Here is a 19198-nt window from a genome sequence, read left to right on the forward strand (position 1 = left end):
AGAAGTCGAAAAAAATCAAAATTCATGTTAGTAATCAAGACATTTAACGAAAAAAACAAACCATCCACACAAGAAAAAGAACAAATTGTAGATTTTTTATTTGCCAATCTGGAGCAATACGGAGATCCCCGTCAGGACATTCTGAAGTGTGCTGATTATGCACTGAAAGAGGGTGATTCATTTGGCGGTTGCATCAATGCTGCATACCAGGACAATGAAGTTGTCGGTGCAGTGATTGTCAACAAAACGGGAATGAAAGATTATATCCCGGAGAACATCCTGGTGTACATTGCTACCGATGCACAAAAAAGAGGTCAGGGAATCGGAAAAACCCTGATGAAAAAAACAATCGATTCTGCTGAGGGAGACATTGCGCTCCATGTAGAACCTGACAATCCGGCGAAAGGTTTGTACGAATCATTGGGGTTTACCAATAAATACCTGGAAATGCGTTTAAAAAAGCACTAACAGATATGGCAGTTATCACATTAAACAGAGAGAAACTCCGGTACAATTACGAACGATTAAATTCCTTTTTCAAACACAAACACATTGAGTGGTCCGTTGTCACAAAAATGTTATGCGGTAATGAACTGTTTTTAAAAGAAGTATTGGCATTGGAACCAACACAAGTCTGTGATTCACGGGTGAGTAATTTAAAAACCATCAAGAAGATCAATCCGGATGTAGAAACCATTTACATTAAACCGACTCCCAAACGATCGGTCGCATCGGTAGTAAAATATGCCGATATCAGCATCAATACGGAGATCAACACGATAAAGGCGCTCTCAGAAGAAGCACAAAAGCAGGGAAAGAAGCACAAAATCATCATTATGGTGGAAATGGGAGAACTGCGGGAAGGCGTCATGCGGGAAGAATTGATCCGGTTTTATGCACAGGTCTTTGAATTAAAAAATATTGAGATTGTGGGGATCGGAACCAATCTTTCTTGTTTGTATGGTGTTTTACCCAACACCGATAAGCTTATCCAGCTCACGTTGTACAAGCAGCTGATTGAAGCAAAATTCAACAAAAAAATTCCTTACGTGTCGGGAGGGAGTTCCGTTACCATCCCACTGATCTTTACCAATCAGCTTCCGGGGGGAGTCAATCACTTCCGGGTAGGGGAAACATTGTTCCTGGGAACGAATGTCTACAATGACGAACCCAGTTCGTTGTTGAAGCAGGACATTTTCACACTGAAAGCAGAGATCATTGAATTGATTGAGAAGCCCCGGGTTCCGGAGGGAGATTTTGGTACAAACCTCGAAGGAGAACGTTTTACGTTTGACCAGGCAGATCTTGGAAAAACATCTTACCGCGCCATTCTTGACCTGGGAATTTTAGACATTGACAAATCGAGTCTGTTTCCTATTGATAAAGATATTGAATTCTTTGGTGCCAGCTCCGACATGATTGTTGTGGATTTAAAAGCAAACCCCAACGATTATATGGTTGGTGACTTTTTGGAATTTTCACTCAATTACATGGGTGCGTTAAGAGCGATGAATTCATTTTACATCGAAAAACGGGTCATTTAATCCTTGCTTTTGCATCCCTGAATGGCTTTATACGTCTATAACAGCTGTATTTTTATCGTACTTTTTTAGTGCGTTTGTCTATCCCAACCGCCAGTTAGTAGATGAAAACCTGTTGTTTAGGCTAAATTGTGAAAAAATAACAAACAAAAAAGCGTGTTTGTTGAATATCTGCTATACTTTTGTGGTTGAAAATCACAATATTGAACAATAGTAATTAAATTTTAAAGAAATGACTAAAGCAGACATCGTTGCAGGAATTGCAGAAGAGACAGGATTGGAAAGAGCAGAAGTATTAAAAACTGTTGAGGCGTTTATGACTTCTGTAAAAGGATCTTTAGCAAAAGGAGAAAATGTTTATTTACGTGGATTCGGAAGCTTTATCGTAAAAGAAAGAGCTGAAAAAACAGGTCGTAACATTTCAAAAAACACGACAATTATTATTCCTGCACATAACATTCCGGCATTCAAGCCATCCAAAACGTTCGTTGAGGAAGTTAAAAATAAGGTATCTGTAAAATAACTGTTGTTATTTTTGTTGATAAATTTATTGTTATTCAACAGAATTTGTTAGCTTTGCACTCCCGTTAAATTTACGGGAGTGTTTTTTTTCGGTAAAACGGAGATAAAACGTTGATAAGAAATTAATAATTAAAAATATAAAGTTATGCCAAGCGGTAAAAAAAGAAAAAGACACAAAATGGCGACGCACAAGCGTAAGAAGAGATTAAGAAAAAATCGTCACAAAAAGAAGAAGTAATTCTTAAGATATTCGTTTAGAAAGACTTAGCGAGATTTCCTTGCTAAGTTTTTTCTGTTTTATTAACATTAAAATTAAGCTTTCGTGAGTTTAGAACTGGTAGTCGATGTACGTTCAAACGGCATCTGGCTTGCTCTGTTACGGGATGGAAAGCTGGTGGAATTACACGAGGAGCAGGGAAATACTGATTTTGCTGTCGGGGATATTTACCTCGGGAAAGTAAGAAAAGTAGTTCCGAGCCTGAATGCTGCATTTGTTGATGTAGGATATGAAAAAGATGCATTTCTTCATTACCTGGATTTAGGCCCTCAATTTAATTCTTTGAACAAGTTTACCAAAGATACCTTGCGCAATAAGCAAGGTGTTGCGGATTTGTTGTATTTCAAAATAGAAAAAGACATTCCCAAAGATGGTAAAATTGCTGATATCATTTCTTCGTCTTCCCCTATATTGGTACAGGTAGCAAAAGAACCTATTTCCAGCAAGGGTCCACGTTTAAGTGCAGAAATAACATTGGCCGGAAGGTATCTGGTGTTAGTTCCTTTTTCGGATAAGGTCTCTATTTCTCAAAAAATCCGGGATCCCAAAGAAAGAGAACGTCTGAAAGAGTTAATGGAAGCCATCCGTCCGAAAAATTTCGGAGTGATCATCCGTACAGTAGCAGAAAAGAAAAAGGTCGAGCAAATAGACCAGGATTTAAAAGATTTGCTGAGCAAGTGGCGCACAATGCATACAAACCTGAAGGTGGCCACTCCGCCAAAACGTGTATTGGGTGAAATGGACAAAACAACGTCTATTTTACGCGATATGCTGAACGCTGATTTTACACATATCCATATCAATAACCAATCAACTTTTGATGAGTTAAAAGAGTATGTGAGTGGAATTGCACCGGGACGTGAAAAGATTTTAAAGTTGTACGACGGCAAACTCAGCATGTTTGAAAAGTTCGGTATCAACAAGCAAATAAAAACGCTTTTCGGAAAGAAAGTACCGCTTCAGAGTGGGGGATACCTGATCATTGAGCATACAGAAGCAATGCACGTGATTGATGTCAACTCCGGAAACAGAAAAGGAGCCGACGGACAAGAAAGTAACGCGCTTTCCACAAATATGGAAGCCGCTGAAGAAATTGCACGTGTACTTCAATTGCGCGATATGGGAGGAATTGTGTGCATCGATTTCATCGATATGCATGATAAGGCCAACAACAAAGCACTGTTTGAGCACTTGAAAGCGGTCATGAAAACGGACCGTGCAAAACACAATATTCTTCCTCCGTCCAAATTCGGAGTGGTTGAAATTACCCGTCAACGGGTGCGTCCGGAAACGGATATCAACACTTCGGAAACGTGCCCGACATGTAAAGGAACCGGGGAAGTACAGGCAAGCATCCTGTTTGCAGAGGAAATCGAAAACAACCTGAATTTCCTGGTCGCGGACAGAAAAGAAAAAAATGTCACCTTATTGGTACACCCGTACCTGGAGTCTCATTTTAAACGGGGATTGATTTCAAAACAATTGAAATGGTTCTTCAAGTACAAAAAATGGATTCCTGTCAGAGGAGTTACTGCTTATCACCTCTTGCAGTATTCCTTTATCAATAAAAATAATGAAGAAATTGCGCTTTGATTATGTCGGAGCGCAATTTTTCTTTCTTAGAAGCCAAACAAAAAATAGAAGCCTATTGTGCTTACCAGGATCGTTGCCACTATGAAGTAAGTAACAAACTTACCCAATGGGGTATTTCCGGGGAACAGAAAGAGCAATTGATCGCCGATCTGATCGTACATCGCTTTTTAGATGAAGAGCGCTTTGCGGAAAGCTATGTTTCCGGTAAATTCCGAATCAAACAGTGGGGAAGAATTAAAATCCGACAGCACCTGAAAGCGAAGTTTGTTCCGGAATATTGCATTCAAAAAGCAATCGGGCAAATTGACGGAGATGACTACTACTCCACTTTACTGCAACTCGCAGAAAAAAAGGCGGCCGCATTAAAATCAGAAAAAGATTCCTTCAAAAAGAAAGCTAAAATTATCCGCTACCTGGTATCGAAAGGGTATGAAATGGATTTAATATACGAAGCATTGTCTGAAGAATAATACACTTTTTCATTTCCCTGTTGTATCAAAAAATCAATTTCAGAGAAGCAAATACTTATCTGTTTTCTGTATACACAATTCAATTATGTACACACAAGGCTCTGTTCTATAAATCGGGTGTTATTTTCACCACGGACACCGATTAAAAAGGAACGAACAAAGAAAAAATGGCACCGATTAACAGTCAACAGAGGTAATCCGTGAATGTGGTTATGAAACAGCGCTGTACAAAAGTAGTTTCAATACAGTCAAGCATTTGTGCAATTTATTCAACACGGTTTTATCCTACAACTTTTAGAACGGAACCTTACATAAAAAAAGAGGCCTTCTTTCGAAGACCTCTCTAATTTTATTTTTTCTACTTCTTAGAAGTGGAACGTCAAGTTCAAACGTCCAACTGGTCCGAACAATGGATTAACGATAGAGTTATCCAATCCGAAAGATGTTGTTTTGTTTCCTTCAGCAGAAAGTGTTTCAACAGTAGCATCTGTTGCACCGTCTCTCAAACCAACTGTTTCAGCAGTTGTGCTTGATTTTCCGCTCAATGTCAAACCAAGACCCCATCCGAATTCACCACCGATAGACAGTTTAGGGATGATGAAGTACTCAGCTCCGATGAATGCTCTCAATCCTAAAGAGAATCCTACTCCTGACTTAGACTCTAAGATACGTGTATCAACTGCGTTACCTTGTCCGTCAGTTGCAGTACCCAAGTTTGTACCGAAGTTGTCATCAGCTGTAACTACTACAGGAACTGCAGCTGTACTTGCAGTCAATGCGTTTCCGTATGTGTACTTAGCAGATGTAGAAGAGATCATGAATCCTAACTCAGCTCCGTAAAAACCTTGCAAACGAGTGTTTCCTTTTCTTTTCTCAATACCTACAGTCAAACCTACATTTGTAGCACCCATTTTTGCTGTGTTTTCAACTTCAGCAGCATTTTCCGGCCAAGGGTTTGTTGTAGGAGCTGCTGCCTGACGGTCTGCAACCATTACACTTTGTTTTGTGCTTCCGAATCCTAAACGAATTCCTCCACGGAATGCCAAATCCTCTTCTGCGAAATATTTCCCTGTAATTACCAAATTCGGGTTGCTTGGTGTCCAGATGTTACCAGCGTGCATGTTGTCACCCGCTTTTCCAAAGAAGTTACCAACATAGTTCAATAATGGAACTGCATCAATACCGATTGCCCAATCACCAGCTTCTGGCAAATAGTTCTCTCCTTTTCTTGATGTCAAATCTTGTGCGAAAGTAGTAGTTGCTCCTAATACAACCGCCACAGCTAAAATAGACTTTTTCATATTTTTCTTTTTTTGTTTGGTTTCGGCAAATGTACTTATTTTATCAGTTAAAGGTTACAAAAAATCTCAACATTTTAATGTTTAAAATGCTACTTCAAAATATAAATTGCTGAAAATTAGATGTTTGTCTATTTTTTTATTTTGCCGATATTTGCCGATATTGACAGCATATTATTGAATCCTGCACGTGAAAATGTGGTAAATCCGTAGTCGATGGAGAATTTTTTAAAGTACAACCCGAATCCGAACGAAAATCCTGCGATTCCGGGTCTGCTTTCCAGCTTCATAGATTGACGGGTATAATAGTCAAATCCGGCCCTGATGTGGATGTTTTTGGTGGCAAGTACTTCCAGTTGATAGGTAAAATGTTGACCCAACTTTTCAAAGAAACCCGCACGCTTCACAGGAATCGTATCTCCCGTCAGCATATCAACTGTCGGTTGGGCATTCGGATCGGTATATGTCAAATCCCATTTATTCAGGTGATGCGCCAGAATCGAAAAGCGGAAAGGTGCATGTTTTAAGCGATAACTGACGCCCAACTGGAAATCTGCCGGCAGCGGAGCACGTTTATCATTGTATGCATTGAATTGAAATCCTACATTCTTAAACAACGCTGTCACTAAAACTGTTTCCGACTTATTGAGATATGTTCCTGACAAATCAACAGAAGTTCCGTAGGAATTGTATACTTCCAGGTGTGAGCCGATGATGTTCAGGTTTGCTCCTACCGATATGCGCGGGTTAAGCTGATGTCCGTACCCGACTCCGATGATGTATTCGAATGGATTAAATTCTCCCATCTCCACTCCGTTCTTCTCTGTACGGGTCATTTTACCGTAGGCAACGTAACGAATATGGGCAGACAAAAACTGTTTTTCATTGAATGCATGTCCGTAGCTCAGCATTCCGTAATTAATGCGTCCTGCATGAATTGCCTGACTAAGACTGATTACCTGGTGCATTTTGGCATTCAGCAAAGAAGGGTTTGCCACCCCCATATTGATATCCTGATCTTTTGCCGTAATGAAGTTTCCTGCAAGGCCTGAACTTCTCGCATTATAGTTCAAGCCGAGAAGAGCGAAAGTTGTCTGACCGCCTATTTGTGCAAAAATGACATTTCCGATGAGTAAGGAAATTAATAATAAGGATGTTTTCATTGACATTTCAAACGCAAAGAAACGATAAAAATTATATCTCACACTCTTTTTTCCAGTTCAATTACTTCTAAATCATGAATTCTATCGCCTGTAATGCGAAACCGAAGCAATGTTTTTACCTGGTGAAATCCTTTGTTGCCACATGCCCCCGGATTCATCCATAACATGTTGAATTGCGGATCAAACTTCACCAATAAGATATGTGAATGTCCGCAGACAAATAATTTCGGGGCCCCTTTTTGCAGTTCTTCGTAGGCGGGTTTCGCATATTTCCCCGGTTTCCCGGCAATGTGTGTCATCAGCACATCGACTTTCTCTACCCGGAAACGGTTGTGCAACGGGGTTTCCATTCTCACTTCATACCCGTCAACATTTCCGTATACGGCACGCAGCGGTTTGAACGCACGCAATTGATCGATTACCTCAACCGTTCCGATATCACCAGCATGCCAGATTTCATCCACATCTTTAAAATAATGAAAGATTTTCGGATCCAGATCGCCATGCGTGTCAGAAAGTAACCCAATTTTTACCATGTAACAAAACTACTAATTTTCTACCGGCACCACAATCAAAGTAATTACCCCCGGACTTGTTATGCCTTCAGCAAATATTCAACGCGTACCGATTTTTCAATTATTTTTGCAGGGAGATGGATCAGCAACAACATTTTGATGATTGGTTGAAGAAACGCCGGCAGCGAAAAGCTGAATTAACGGTTGAAAAACTCTATGAAGGAATTCTCAATCATGAGATTCCCATGCTGAGCAGTGCCATCACGATGATTGAAAGTACACTGGATTCCGATCGTGTCAAATCTGAAGCCTTAATCAAACGTTGCCTTCCTCACACAGGTCAATCCATCCGCATCGGGATAACAGGGGTTCCGGGGGTAGGGAAAAGTACATTCATCGAATGCTTCGGACAACTGTTGGTCAATGCCGGGCGAAAAGTAGCCATCCTGGCCATCGACCCTTCTTCGGGAACTTCCGGGGGAAGCATTCTCGGTGATAAAACGCGGATGGAACAACTTTCTCAAATGAAACATGTATTCATCCGTCCTTCTGCCGCAGGAGATACGCTGGGTGGCGTAGCACGCAAAACACGGGAAAGTATTTTCTTGTGTGAAGCAGCGGGGTTTGATACGGTACTGGTAGAAACAGTCGGTGTCGGGCAGTCGGAAACACTGGTGCATTCCATGGTTGATTTTTTCCTGTTGCTCATGCTTTCAGGAGCAGGAGACGAATTACAGGGAATCAAACGGGGAATCATGGAAATGGCAGATGCACTCGTCATTACAAAAGCAGATGGCGACAATATCAAAAAAGCGAACCTGGCACGAAGGGAATACCAAAATGCCATGCATTTATTTCCCCCGAAGAAAAACGGTTGGACTCCGAAAGCCCTTACCTGTTCGAGTATGGCAAACACCAACATGGAACTGATCTGGGAAGCGATCACATCCTTTGAAAATCAAACGAAAATCAACGGGCACTTTTTTTCCGACAGAAAAGAACAGGACAAGTACTGGCTGCGTGAAACACTCAATGAACATATCCTGCGGAGTTTTTATGCAAACGAAGAGCTGCTGCACCAGCTCAGACAACTGGACAACGCGGTAATTGAAGGAAAAGAAACTTCGTTCTCTGCTGCAGAAAAATTGTACACCTTATATATACAACAGCTATCCAATGGAAACATTTAAAATAGAAGGCGATTACATTGAACTGATCGGGTTATTAAAAGCGACGGGAATTGCCGAAACCGGTGGTCATGCGAAATTCATTGTGGATGAAGGAATCGTGATCCGGAACGGAGAAGTGGAATTGCGCAAACGTGCAAAATTGATTCCCGGTGATGTCATTGAGGTAGAGGATATCACCATCAAATTAACCTGACTTTCATAGAACAAAACAGGGCAACCTGAATGATTGCCCCGTCTTTTATTTTTTAGGATTAAGGTAGTGCCGTAACTTCTTATTCCTGAATTTGCATGTATTCCTGCATGGTGAGGTTGTTGTGCTTCAACCGATCGTTTATTTCCTGTTTTTTGCTTTCCGGCATCGTTGGAAATTCCTTCAGTATCTGTGTATAATACTCCCGTACTTTTATACTGTCACGCGGAGTAATGCCGTTGTCATACAAAGCAGCAATACTTTCCAGCAACATCTGTCGGTTAGGGTATTTCGGGTATTTTTCTTCGACCACCAGCGCCCATTTCAATGCTGACGGGGCATTTCCGACTGTGGAATACCACATGTGTACCCGATCCAGGTATTCCGGGTTCTTCGGATTGTCCGGCTCTTCCTCGTACGCTTCCAACAACGTGTTGATGTAATCATCGGCGAAAGAACTGATGTCTTCTTTCGTTCCAGATCCTCCTCCCCACTGCCGGATAGAGTCTTCATATTGTTCAATACGTGTGTGGACAGAAACGGCATCCTCGTTTTTCGACCCGCAGGCAACCAACAGAATGGTCAGTACACTAAATAGGATTGTTTGCTTCATTATCTTCCTTTTTTGACTGCCGGAAACTTCATTTTATAGCTGACAGAAATATCTCCTTTTGAAATGTTCTGCAGTTTTTTTGCCAGCATTTTCTTTTTCAACACTGACAAATGGTCCGTAAACAAAACTCCTTCAATGTGATCGTATTCGTGTTGGATAATGCGCGCTTTGTAGCCGGTATACGTCTCCTCATTCAATTTCCAGTTCTCATCGTAATAAGAAATACGGATGGTTTCTTTCCGGAATACTTCTTCCCGGATTTTAGGAATGGAAAGACATCCTTCATGGAATCCCCATTTTTCTCCGGTTTCCTCTTCGATGATTGGATTAATAAATACCTTCTTAAATCCGTCTATGCCTTCCGCTTTGGGATCCGGTTCTTCGTCTTCTTCATCTGCAAAAGGGGAGCCGTCAACCACGAACAACCGAATCGGCAACCCGATCTGGGGTGCAGCCAGTCCAACTCCCTGAGCACCATACATGGTTTCAAACATGTTGTCAATTAACTCCCGCAGATTCGGGTAATTTTCATCTATCTCTTCTGCCTGCTTTTTTAAAACAGGATCTCCGTATGCTACAATCGGTAAAATCATTCTAACTTGTCAATAAGCTACAAAGTTACAAAAACGGATGGCATTTTTAAGAATGCTTTGCTATAAAAAAGGGAAATTATGTCTTATTCGTAAGAAATGACAAAGATGTCCTCGTCGTCTTTCTTAAATAATTTTTTTTCGCGGGCATATCGCTCCAAACCACCGATACTTTCCAGTTTTTTAAGGGTTTCCCTGGTTTCTTCCAGTTGCTGCTGTGTGATTACTTTTTGTTCTTCCAACTCACTCAGCTTACTGTTCTGGCGGATCACCGTAAAAACATCCACATCATCTAAAAACAGGGTATAGATGACAAAAAGGCCGATCGCGACCGCATATTTGTTCCTGAAGTATTTCGGAATTTTCATCTTCACAAAGATAAAAAGGAAATAGGAACATCCCCAAACTATTCCAGGGATAGAATTGACAATATAGAGTTAATAAGTACATTTGCATTCGTAAACGAACATCATTATGAGGAAGGCATTGTTCTTTCGTTCTGCTATTATTACATCGCTTTGTATGACAGCATGCACGGAATCGCATACGACAAAACAGGTACTTACGTTTCCGGTTAAAAAAAACCTGGATGCTGACTGGATGTTGGGAGAATGGGTCTACGAAGAGGAAGGAAGTGTGCTTCATGAAGATTGGAGAAGGGAAAACGATACGGTATTCGTTGGTGAAAGTTATTACATTGAGAACGCGGACACCGTCTTTTTTGAGCACCTCCGGTTGACTTTAAATGGAGACAGTTTATTTTATGAAAGTCTCGGTGAAAAACCAGCAAACCTGGACACGAAGGTGTTTAAAGGGCGGCTACATTCATCCGGTCAGATCGCAGTAGAAAATTTACAGCAGTCTTTTCCCCGTAACGTCCGCTACAATCAATTGAATGACACGTTAATGATCATTGAAGTTTCAGGATTCATTGACGGATCGGAAGAAACACAACCGTACCAGATGGTCCGAAAAAAATAACGATGAAAACAGATTACCCGCACATCATTGAACAGTTAAAAGCCGGAGCAACGATGCTCTACCCCACCGATACGATCTGGGGGCTTGGATGTGATGCGACCAATGACGACGCCTGTCAGCAGGTTTTAAAGCTAAAAAACAGGCCGTCCGAAAAAAGTTTTATTGTCCTGGTAGACGGTTTTCCGATGTTGGAGCGTTACGTGCCGGATTTTCACCCGATCTGTTACGACCTGGCAGATCTGGCCACCCGGCCGCTTACCATTATCTACCCGAATGTATCCGGACTGGCTCCCAGTGTACTTGCAGCAGACGGAAGTGTCGGCATCCGTATCACCAGCGATCCGCTCTGTTTGAAATTAATCCAGGGACTCCGAAAGCCTATTGTAAGTACTTCTGCCAATATCAGCGGGGAAAAAAGCCCGGCCTCATTCGGAGAAATAGCACAGCAGATTAAAACAGGAGTAGACCTCATTATTGAAGAACGCACAACTGAGCAAATGAATCAAGCGTCACAGATCATAAAAATAGGTTTGAACGGACAAGTGGAGGTGATCCGAAAATAACACAATGCCGGGGCTTCCGATTATTTGTCTCTCCAATCATTCATTTTTCAATGCTTCTTTTTTACTTTTGCCGGGAAATGCTCATCTAATCAGGAGATCGTGGAAAAAACAGGAATAGAACAAATCAATGCATGTGTGTTGATTCCCACATATAACAATGAAAAAACACTGCAACGTGTAATTGACGGAGTTTTGGAGTTTGTTCCTGCACATACCGTTATTGTGATCAACGACGGCGCGACAGATTCCACACCGGAAATTCTCTCTCGTTATGAAAACCGTATTACCGTCTTAAAAAATGAGGTAAACAGCGGAAAGGGGTATTCACTCCGTAAAGGGTTTCACCATGCCTGTGAAAAAGGATACGCTTATGCGATTACCATGGATTCCGATGGTCAGCATTATCCCAGTGATCTTCCGAAAATGATCCGGGAATGCTCCGAAAACCCGGATACCGTTTTGATGGGTTCCCGGAATATGGAACAGGAAGGTGTTCCCGGGAAAAGTTCCTTCGGAAATAAATTTTCCAACTTCTGGTTCAAGGTAGAAACATTGATCAGTCTGCCGGATACCCAGACAGGTTTTCGTGTCTACCCGTTGAAACCCTTGAAAAAAATGCGGTTATTTACCACCAAGTTTGAATTGGAAATTGAAGTAATTGTACGGCTTGCCTGGAAGAATGTTGCGTTTAAACCGGTCCCGATCCAGGTAAAGTACGATCCGGATGAACGGGTTTCTCATTTTCGCCCGGGAAGGGATTTTTTCAGAATTTCCGTTTTGAACAGCGTATTATTCATCTGTGCACTGCTCTATTTCTATCCGAAAAAATTAATTTCTAAACAGACATGGATTGCCATTAAAAATGAAGCCATCAAACCACAGGAAAGCAATCTGCGCAAATCACTTTCACTTGGATTTGGTATATTTATGGGTATTTTCCCAATCTGGGGCTTTCAGCTCATGATTGGTATTCCGTTGGCGATTCTGTTCCGGTTGAACAAAGTACTTTTTATCACTGCCGCCAATATTTCCATTCCCCCCATGATTCCGTTTATTGTCTATGCCAGTTTCCTGGTTGGTCAGTATTTTACCTCCAATTCCATCGATCCTGCACAATTGCTGCATTTTGACCTGGAAACAATAAAAGCCAATACCGTGCAGTATTTCATTGGCGCCATCATCCTCGCATGTATCGCATTTGTAGTGACAACAGCAATCAGTTACCTGTTATTTTCCCTCTTCAGAAAAGAACCGAAAGCGATTGAAATGGATTGAAAATGAGCGAAAAACCTCTTTTTCTTCCTGTTAAAAAACGTTAAGTGTATGATTTAGTGTTTCCTAACTTTTAAATTCGTAAAAAACTAAAGTGTGGGGAAAATCAGGGTCAATGTAATTATTGCGTTCGTAGTCGTTGCATCCATTGCATTGTTGATCATACAAGCGTTTCAGACGCGCCAGTTGTATGACAAAAAATCGGGACAGTTCAGAGCAGAAGTAGAAACAACACTTGAGCGCATTGCCGTGCGTCATGAAAAAGCGGAAGATGTCCGGAAATTTTTCCGGATTGCCAACACAAATTTCAGCGGACATTACAAAGATATTCTCAAAGAAGAGTTTCAAAACCTGTTATCGGCAAAGGAAACGATTTCCGTAAAAGATACGATTATCTGGGAGAACGGGCAGCAGGAAAACTACCTGGTAATCCAGGGACAAAGTATTGATTCACTGGTCGGGGTGAAAGCAGAACAACGTGTACTCGCAAAAGATGTACGGCAACTGAGGGATTTTTATTACGGTAATAAAACTGCCGGCGATTCAACCGGGGTTTCCATTCAGCTGGATCAGAAAGTAATTAAGAAGATGTTTGAAAAGGCAAAATTCGTCAATGATATGATGATGCAGGCATTCCGGGATAATGTATTTGAAAGCCCGGAGAACACCTTTGACATTGCATTCCTGGATTCGGTAATCCGCACCGAGTTTAAAGACGATAAATTGCCGGCAAAATTCAGCTTCGTTGTTACCAATGAATCCGGAAAGCCTCTAAAATCCAAAGTTTTTGTAGAGCATTACGACCCGAACCTGGAAGTCGACAAGTCTTTTTCAACGCATTTGTTCCCGAGCAACCTGTTTGATAACAATTTACAACTACACATTGTTTTTCCGCGGCAGAGCACCATTCTGCTGGGAGAATTGTGGGTACCGTTGCTGGTCAATCTTTCGCTGGTATTGCTCATCTTCTGGGCCTTAATCTACATGTTCCGGACTATTCTGACGCAGAAGAAACTGGCAGAAATGAAAAACGACTTCATTTCCAACATGACACATGAATTCCGTACACCGATTTCAACGATTTCTCTTGCGTGCCAGGCCATGAGTGACCCGGATATGATGGGAACGGGAACCGAACAGGCGCAACCGTTTGTAAAAATGATCGCAGACGAAAACAACCGGTTGGGAACGCTGGTCGACGGAATTTTACAAAGTTCCACCATTGAGAAAGGAGAGGTACGCCTCAATATCGAAAAAATCCTTGTCAATGAAATCATCTATGACATTGTACACCGGGCACAGTTCCGCATTCAAAACGGGGGAGGTAAAATTGAGGTGGATATTTGTACGGAGCTGGTGTACATTCACGCGGACAAAATGCATTTTACCAATGTGATTTCAAACCTGATCGACAATGCGATCAAGTATTCGCAGGAAACTCCGGAAGTAAAAATTGAAATGAAACAAAAGTCGGGAATTGTTCGAATAGCAGTCAGTGATAAAGGGCTGGGAATAAAAAAAGAGCACCTGAATAAAATATTTGATAAATTATACCGTATTCCAACTGGGAACGTTCACAATGTAAAAGGATTCGGTTTGGGATTGAGTTATGTGAAGGGAATTTGCGAAATGCATAACTGGAAAATTAATGTGCAAAGTAAGTTTGGAGAAGGATCTACATTTACAATTGAAATAAAACAATAACTATGGAAAAAAAATTAGCTGTTCTACTAGCAGAAGACGATGTCAATTTAGGACAACTATTGTCCACGTATTTAAAATCTAAAGGATTCAATGTTACATTGGCTACTGATGGTCAGATCGCACTGGATACATTCAATAGCGGGAAATTCAATTTTTGTATTTTCGATGTCATGATGCCTAAAATTGACGGTTTCAGCCTGGCAAAAGAGGTACGTGAGTTAGATAAGAAAATTCCGATTCTCTTCCTGACAGCAAAAGACATGAAGGAGGATAAGCTGGAAGGTTTCGCAACCGGGGCAGATGATTATTTGACCAAGCCTTTTTCCATGGAAGAATTGGTGGCAAGAATCAACGCAATCGCACGAAGAACAGGTTCGGACGAAGCTGAAGTTGCCGGGGATTTATTTGTCGGTACCATCAAATACGAGCCGGAATTGCGTTTGTTGCATACGGAGGGGGAAGCCAAAAAGCTGACAACAAAAGAAAATCAACTGCTGGAATTACTGGTAAAAAATAAAAACGAAGTGCTGGACAGACAGGCAACTTTACGCGCTGTATGGGGAGATGATAATTACTTCAACGGAAGGAGTATGGATGTCTACATTGCCAAATTGCGTAAATTATTAAAAGAAGATCCGAACATCGAAATCATGAACATTCATGGTAAAGGATTTAAGTTATTAATTAAGTAAAATCGCAGTTTTAAGCCGTATTTTTTGTACATTTAGGGAAACAAAAGCCGTACAAATGAAATTTACAGAAAAACCCCTTACGGAAGTCATAGCGATTTTGCGCGAACGAGGATATACAGCAGACTTTAACCTGCTTGAAGAAAACATTTCTTACATCGCAGGAGGAGAGAAAGTTGAATTGACAGATATTGTTATTGACAGAATTTACCGGTTTACCGGTTTAAGTGATTTGGATGATGAATCCATCCTGTATGCCCTGCGCAATACAAAAGACGGCGTGAAAGGAATTTTTGTAAACGGTTATGGAATATATTCCGATTCAAAAGCACATGAGATTATCCAAAAAATCAGCATTGCAGAACACGATGGTGACGATTGGGGGATTTAATGCATACAATACATAGTAAAAAAGAGGCCACTGATTCAGAGCCTCTTTTTGTTTTCTGGCACGGCACTATTCTATAAGTCGGGTGATATTTTCACCACAGATTCCTTTAGGCATAAAATACTAAAAGGTATCTGTGGCTATGGAACAACGAACAGAGCTGTACAAAACAGCTTCAACACACTCAAGTATTTGTGCAATTTGTCCAACACTATTTCATCAGCCAACTGTTTAGAACAGTATCTATGATAAATAACGTGTTATTGCTGTTATCTTGACATTTGTTTTTGTTTATCCGATGGTTTCTTGTTGAGCAACACAAAATCAATCACACCTTTCAGATAACCTAATCCATAGGAAATATGTAGAATGGAAAATGTTTTGAATATATCTCCGAACCGGAGTTGATGGTCTTGCTGAACAAGTCGGTTGGTGGTTATTGCCGTTAAAGCAAGATAAACAATCAACGGGAAGGAACCTGCAACGCCGACAGTGGCGCCAAACAACCAGGTGAATAGAAACAGCAGGAGGTACATGACAAACAAGGGCGGAATCAATTGCCGTACCGTCGTGAATGTCCGGTGTTTCCGGTTCACGTATACTTTCCAGTAACCGTATTGGTAAAACTGTTTCCACAGGTTTTTATAATTGCCCCGCACATAATATTTCAGTGAAATGTCCGCATCAAACCAGATTTTTCCTCCTGCTTGTGTAACGCGAAAGTTAAAGTCGTCATCCTGGTTCCGAATTAGTTCCTCATCAAAAAATCCTATTTTTTCAAAGACACCATACGGATACATGGGACTTGTCACGGTATCCGTAAATCCGGATTTACTCAACGTTCTGAAGTTTCCTATTCCCATCCCAAGTTGTGTCCCCATTGCCAAAGCAATCACCTTTCCCGTTTCATTGACATATTCATTCTCCAATCTCCCTCCGACGCACCAGATAGAAGAGTCCTCATTTAGTTTTTGCAAACAGACGGAAAGGTAATTTTTAGATATTATATGGCGTGCACCTATAATCTGTACATAATCACAAGAAGTTGCGTGGATGCCTAAATTGAACGCAAAAGGTGTTAATTGTTGTACATTATCGACAATTTTCAAGGTCAAAAATTCTTCCTGCAATTGCTGAATGATCCTCCGCGTTCCATCATTACTCATTCCATCAACCACAAACACATTGATTTTAACTTCATCGGGAACCTCCGCTGCATATATGGCATGAATACACTCTTCAATATAAAGAGCTTCATTACGGCACGGTATTACAATTGAAATTTTAATCATGTGCTTTTTTTTCTGATTCTACATATATATGGATGATCATTAGCAGAAGGGGATAGAATATAATTCCCGATTGCTGCTGTAGCATTGATTCAAACAGACAATTAAACGTCAGGTTTGCTAACAGGATAACAGCCATTATGTTTTTCTTTTTGATTCCCCACCTGATTCCTGCCACAAGGATAGAGATCAATATGAAAAATCCGGCAACTCCTATTTCCAACCAGGTATGCAAAAACTGATTGTGGGGGTTGTAATTATGTGTTGCCAGCTCATTCAATCCTTTTTCTTTTAGGTTTCCTCCCAGGTAATAGTCTACATTTCCCGTCCCTACACCCAGCGGATGTTCCTGTATTTCTTCAATAGAAGCAAGCCACAAAACTAGCCTTACCTGACTGGACGAAGGGGTTTCGGGAAAATGATGGACAAACTCCTCCTGTGAAGAAAAAAACAACTGAATATTTTGTTCCGCTTCGTATATATCTTTTTTCAAAAACGGAGTAAATAAAAACAACCCTGAAAAAAAAGCAAGGAGTACGATTACCATTGAAACAACAAAGCGACGGCTCTTTCGTTGTGCGATTTTAAACAAGATATAGGTTGCTGAAAGCAACAGGAAAAATAAAACGCCGGAAAGTGACATCAACAAGAACGTATACACAACCAGCAATGTAATGATACTCATTGCCATCTTCTTATTCAGTTCTTTCTTCTTCAACAATAAAAAAACGGATACAATGGCCATTTGAGCTCCTGCTGCCATATATGTCGGATGAATTGTAGAAGATAAGTGACTTTTCATGAAGCACCAGGGAAATGACTGATAATGCAGATAGCACGGTATTCCCTTTGCAATTCCCCAGAAAAACGCAAGCAGGATGGAGAGAATCAATCCCTTTAGAACAATTGAAAAATTAAACCCTGATTTCTTAGAAAACCCAAACAGAATCGGGATAATGACGAACGACAGTTTGTTTTCCAGGTAAAATCTGGACAATTCCGCATCCTTTGTCCATACAATGCCAAGTGCATATGCACCGTACAACAGGACAAACCCTGCTGCCGGATAGTTGGGTTTAAAAACTAATTGTTTTCGGATCGCAGCAACAAGAATCCATACAATTGTCAGCGCAAGAGAAACAGGTGCAAATTTAGGAACGTTGAACAGACAGATAAAGACCAGGCAAAGCAATAATTCCAACGCGTATCTTACAACAAACTGTTTCATATTATTTTGTTATTGATGCATACAAACCTAATAATTTCTCCCGTTGTGATTCCCAGGAGAAGTCATTTTTCACGGCATGTCGCGCCCGATCTATCTGACGGGCGATTTCCGGATCATCTGATAACAGATACTCAAAAACCTTTGCAATTCCATGAGTATCAAACGGGTTAACACAAGCGCCTATTTTTCGCTCTGTCACAAAACTATATAATGGAAAATCAGACACAACAAACGGAAGTCCTATTGCCATGTACTCAAAAATTTTTGTCGAATATGAACGAATATAATTGGGTGTTGGATGCAACAGAGAAAGTGCCATTTTTGATTGTCCGGCCAACTGATATGCCTCAAACAATGGTTTTCTTCCATAAAAAATAATGTTTTCTTTCACATCATTATATTCATCCAATGCTTTTAATTTAGATATTATTCCATCTTCGATGGGCCCAACACAATGAAACGTAAACGGGATATTTTTACGCTTCAATATACCCAATGCCTGAATGATTTGCATGATTCCCCGTATTTCGGAAACCACACCAACATATAAAATCCCATTTTGGTCAGACCGGGTATCCTGTGAAAATTGTTGTAGTTTTTCCACTTCCGGGAAGTTGAATACCGGTGTCAACGATTTGGCTTGTTTCTCAAACAAATAACGGTACGATTCTTCTGCTATAACAATATGGAAGTACCGGCTTGCAAAGCGTTCCATGCGACCATACAACCATGCAATAAGTCGCTTGAATTTAAGCCATTGTTTATCTTGAATCTGAGCAGTAAGGTTTTCATGTACATCAAAAATGATTGTTTTTCGGTAAAACAACCGAAGAATAAAGCCTATCCAAATTAATTCAGGATCGTGGAAATGGATAATTTTTGCCTTTGTTGTCAATGCTTTCCGCATCACTGCCCACGCAAGAAAGCTGGCTCTGTATATCCGCGATTTACTTTTTCTGGCAACTGATAAAACCGAGACACCGTTGTGTATTCCTTCTTCCGCATCTGGTGCCACTAAACTAACCTGATAACCCGCATCCGCAAGCGAACAGCATTCCTTGTAGAAGATTCTGGTATCATTCCAGTCATGTATATTTGTGATGTGACAAATTCGATCCATTC

Annotated in this window: 22 protein-coding genes; 13 read left to right on the forward strand and 9 right to left on the reverse strand. The window is 40.8% G+C overall.

Going from position 1 to position 19198, the window contains the following annotated elements; all coding sequences use genetic code 11:
• The first annotated feature begins 24 nt into the window (after positions 1–24).
• The 5 genes from H9Y05_RS05520 (at position 25) to H9Y05_RS05540 (ending at position 4403) form a co-directional block, all read left to right on the forward strand.
• Complete coding sequence (locus H9Y05_RS05520; protein ID WP_163490314.1) at positions 25–468, forward strand: GNAT family N-acetyltransferase; 444 nt, start codon at positions 25–27, stop codon at positions 466–468.
• Between the two features lie 5 nt (positions 469–473).
• Entirely contained in the window at positions 474–1544 is a 1071-nt protein-coding gene (locus H9Y05_RS05525; RefSeq protein WP_216713718.1) for an alanine racemase, read from the forward strand.
• Between the two features lie 229 nt (positions 1545–1773).
• Positions 1774–2064 carry an HU family DNA-binding protein gene (locus H9Y05_RS05530; RefSeq protein ID WP_163490312.1) on the forward strand — a complete coding sequence of 97 codons (291 nt, stop codon included), beginning with the start codon at positions 1774–1776 and terminating at the stop codon, positions 2062–2064.
• 321 nt (positions 2065–2385) lie between these two features.
• Complete coding sequence (locus H9Y05_RS05535; protein WP_216713719.1) at positions 2386–3933, forward strand: Rne/Rng family ribonuclease; 1548 nt, start codon at positions 2386–2388, stop codon at positions 3931–3933.
• A 2-nt stretch (positions 3934–3935) separates the two neighbouring features.
• Positions 3936–4403, forward strand: coding sequence for a regulatory protein RecX (locus tag H9Y05_RS05540; protein WP_163490310.1), 468 nt, complete (start codon positions 3936–3938; stop codon positions 4401–4403).
• Positions 4404–4768: 365 nt separating this feature from the next.
• Here H9Y05_RS05540 and H9Y05_RS05545 read toward each other — a convergent pair whose 3' ends face one another.
• The 3 genes from H9Y05_RS05545 to H9Y05_RS05555 all read right to left on the reverse strand — a co-directional run bounded on the left by H9Y05_RS05545 (position 4769) and on the right by H9Y05_RS05555 (position 7400).
• Positions 4769–5704, reverse strand: a complete 936-nt coding sequence (locus tag H9Y05_RS05545; protein ID WP_163490309.1) for a hypothetical protein — start codon at positions 5702–5704, stop codon at positions 4769–4771.
• Positions 5705–5832: 128 nt separating this feature from the next.
• On the reverse strand, positions 5833–6864 hold the full coding sequence (gene porQ / locus H9Y05_RS05550) for a type IX secretion system protein PorQ (protein WP_216713720.1): 1032 nt from the start codon (positions 6862–6864) through the stop codon (positions 5833–5835).
• A gap of 38 nt (positions 6865–6902) precedes the next feature.
• A complete protein-coding gene (locus H9Y05_RS05555) occupies positions 6903–7400 on the reverse strand; it encodes a metallophosphoesterase family protein (RefSeq protein ID WP_216713721.1) in 498 nt (165 codons plus the stop codon).
• A 116-nt stretch (positions 7401–7516) separates the two neighbouring features.
• Between H9Y05_RS05555 and meaB the strand changes: the two genes are divergently transcribed.
• Together meaB and H9Y05_RS05565 are read left to right on the forward strand one after the other, a co-directional pair.
• Entirely contained in the window at positions 7517–8569 is a 1053-nt protein-coding gene (gene meaB / locus H9Y05_RS05560; RefSeq protein ID WP_163490306.1) for a methylmalonyl Co-A mutase-associated GTPase MeaB, read from the forward strand.
• Positions 8556–8762: an RNA-binding S4 domain-containing protein gene (locus H9Y05_RS05565; protein WP_163490305.1), complete on the forward strand. Its 207-nt coding sequence runs from the start codon at positions 8556–8558 to the stop codon at positions 8760–8762. Before meaB ends, H9Y05_RS05565 begins: the two co-directional genes overlap by 14 nt.
• 79 nt (positions 8763–8841) lie before the next feature.
• Here H9Y05_RS05565 and H9Y05_RS05570 read toward each other — a convergent pair whose 3' ends face one another.
• From H9Y05_RS05570 to H9Y05_RS05580, 3 genes are all read right to left on the reverse strand, one after another.
• Positions 8842–9372, reverse strand: coding sequence for a hypothetical protein (locus H9Y05_RS05570; RefSeq protein WP_163490304.1), 531 nt, complete (start codon positions 9370–9372; stop codon positions 8842–8844).
• Positions 9372–9965: a peptide deformylase gene (gene def / locus H9Y05_RS05575; protein ID WP_163490303.1), complete on the reverse strand. Its 594-nt coding sequence runs from the start codon at positions 9963–9965 to the stop codon at positions 9372–9374. Before def ends, H9Y05_RS05570 begins: the two co-directional genes overlap by 1 nt.
• Before the next feature lie 83 nt (positions 9966–10048).
• On the reverse strand, positions 10049–10330 hold the full coding sequence (locus tag H9Y05_RS05580; RefSeq protein ID WP_163490302.1) for a hypothetical protein: 282 nt from the start codon (positions 10328–10330) through the stop codon (positions 10049–10051).
• A 154-nt stretch (positions 10331–10484) separates the two neighbouring features.
• Between H9Y05_RS05580 and H9Y05_RS05585 the strand changes: the two genes are divergently transcribed.
• The 6 genes from H9Y05_RS05585 (at position 10485) to H9Y05_RS05610 (ending at position 15562) form a co-directional block, all read left to right on the forward strand.
• Positions 10485–10943, forward strand: a complete 459-nt coding sequence (locus H9Y05_RS05585) for a DUF6265 family protein (protein WP_163490301.1) — start codon at positions 10485–10487, stop codon at positions 10941–10943.
• A 2-nt stretch (positions 10944–10945) separates the two neighbouring features.
• On the forward strand, positions 10946–11506 hold the full coding sequence (locus tag H9Y05_RS05590) for an L-threonylcarbamoyladenylate synthase (RefSeq protein ID WP_163490300.1): 561 nt from the start codon (positions 10946–10948) through the stop codon (positions 11504–11506).
• Between the two features lie 99 nt (positions 11507–11605).
• On the forward strand, positions 11606–12781 hold the full coding sequence (locus tag H9Y05_RS05595; protein WP_317170280.1) for a DUF2062 domain-containing protein: 1176 nt from the start codon (positions 11606–11608) through the stop codon (positions 12779–12781).
• Positions 12782–12874: 93 nt separating this feature from the next.
• Positions 12875–14482, forward strand: coding sequence for a sensor histidine kinase (locus H9Y05_RS16530; protein WP_163490299.1), 1608 nt, complete (start codon positions 12875–12877; stop codon positions 14480–14482).
• Positions 14483–14484: 2 nt separating this feature from the next.
• Positions 14485–15174: a response regulator transcription factor gene (locus H9Y05_RS05605; protein WP_163490298.1), complete on the forward strand. Its 690-nt coding sequence runs from the start codon at positions 14485–14487 to the stop codon at positions 15172–15174.
• A gap of 55 nt (positions 15175–15229) precedes the next feature.
• Complete coding sequence (locus H9Y05_RS05610; RefSeq protein WP_163490297.1) at positions 15230–15562, forward strand: hypothetical protein; 333 nt, start codon at positions 15230–15232, stop codon at positions 15560–15562.
• A 266-nt stretch (positions 15563–15828) separates the two neighbouring features.
• On the opposite strand, the gene H9Y05_RS05615 is transcribed toward H9Y05_RS05610, so the two are convergent.
• The 3 genes from H9Y05_RS05615 to H9Y05_RS05625 are packed head-to-tail and all read right to left on the reverse strand — an operon-like array spanning position 15829 to position 19196.
• Positions 15829–16851, reverse strand: coding sequence for a glycosyltransferase family 2 protein (locus H9Y05_RS05615; RefSeq protein WP_216713722.1), 1023 nt, complete (start codon positions 16849–16851; stop codon positions 15829–15831).
• On the reverse strand, positions 16844–18076 hold the full coding sequence (locus H9Y05_RS05620; RefSeq protein WP_216713723.1) for an O-antigen ligase family protein: 1233 nt from the start codon (positions 18074–18076) through the stop codon (positions 16844–16846). The genes H9Y05_RS05615 and H9Y05_RS05620 overlap by 8 nt, the downstream gene beginning before the upstream one ends.
• Position 18077: 1 nt before the next feature.
• On the reverse strand, positions 18078–19196 hold the full coding sequence (locus tag H9Y05_RS05625) for a glycosyltransferase (protein ID WP_216713724.1): 1119 nt from the start codon (positions 19194–19196) through the stop codon (positions 18078–18080).
• Between the last annotated feature and the right edge of the window lie 2 nt (positions 19197–19198).

Source organism: Taishania pollutisoli (assembly GCF_014518315.1).
GTDB classification, from domain to species: Bacteria; Bacteroidota; Bacteroidia; order Flavobacteriales_D; family Crocinitomicaceae; genus Taishania; species Taishania pollutisoli.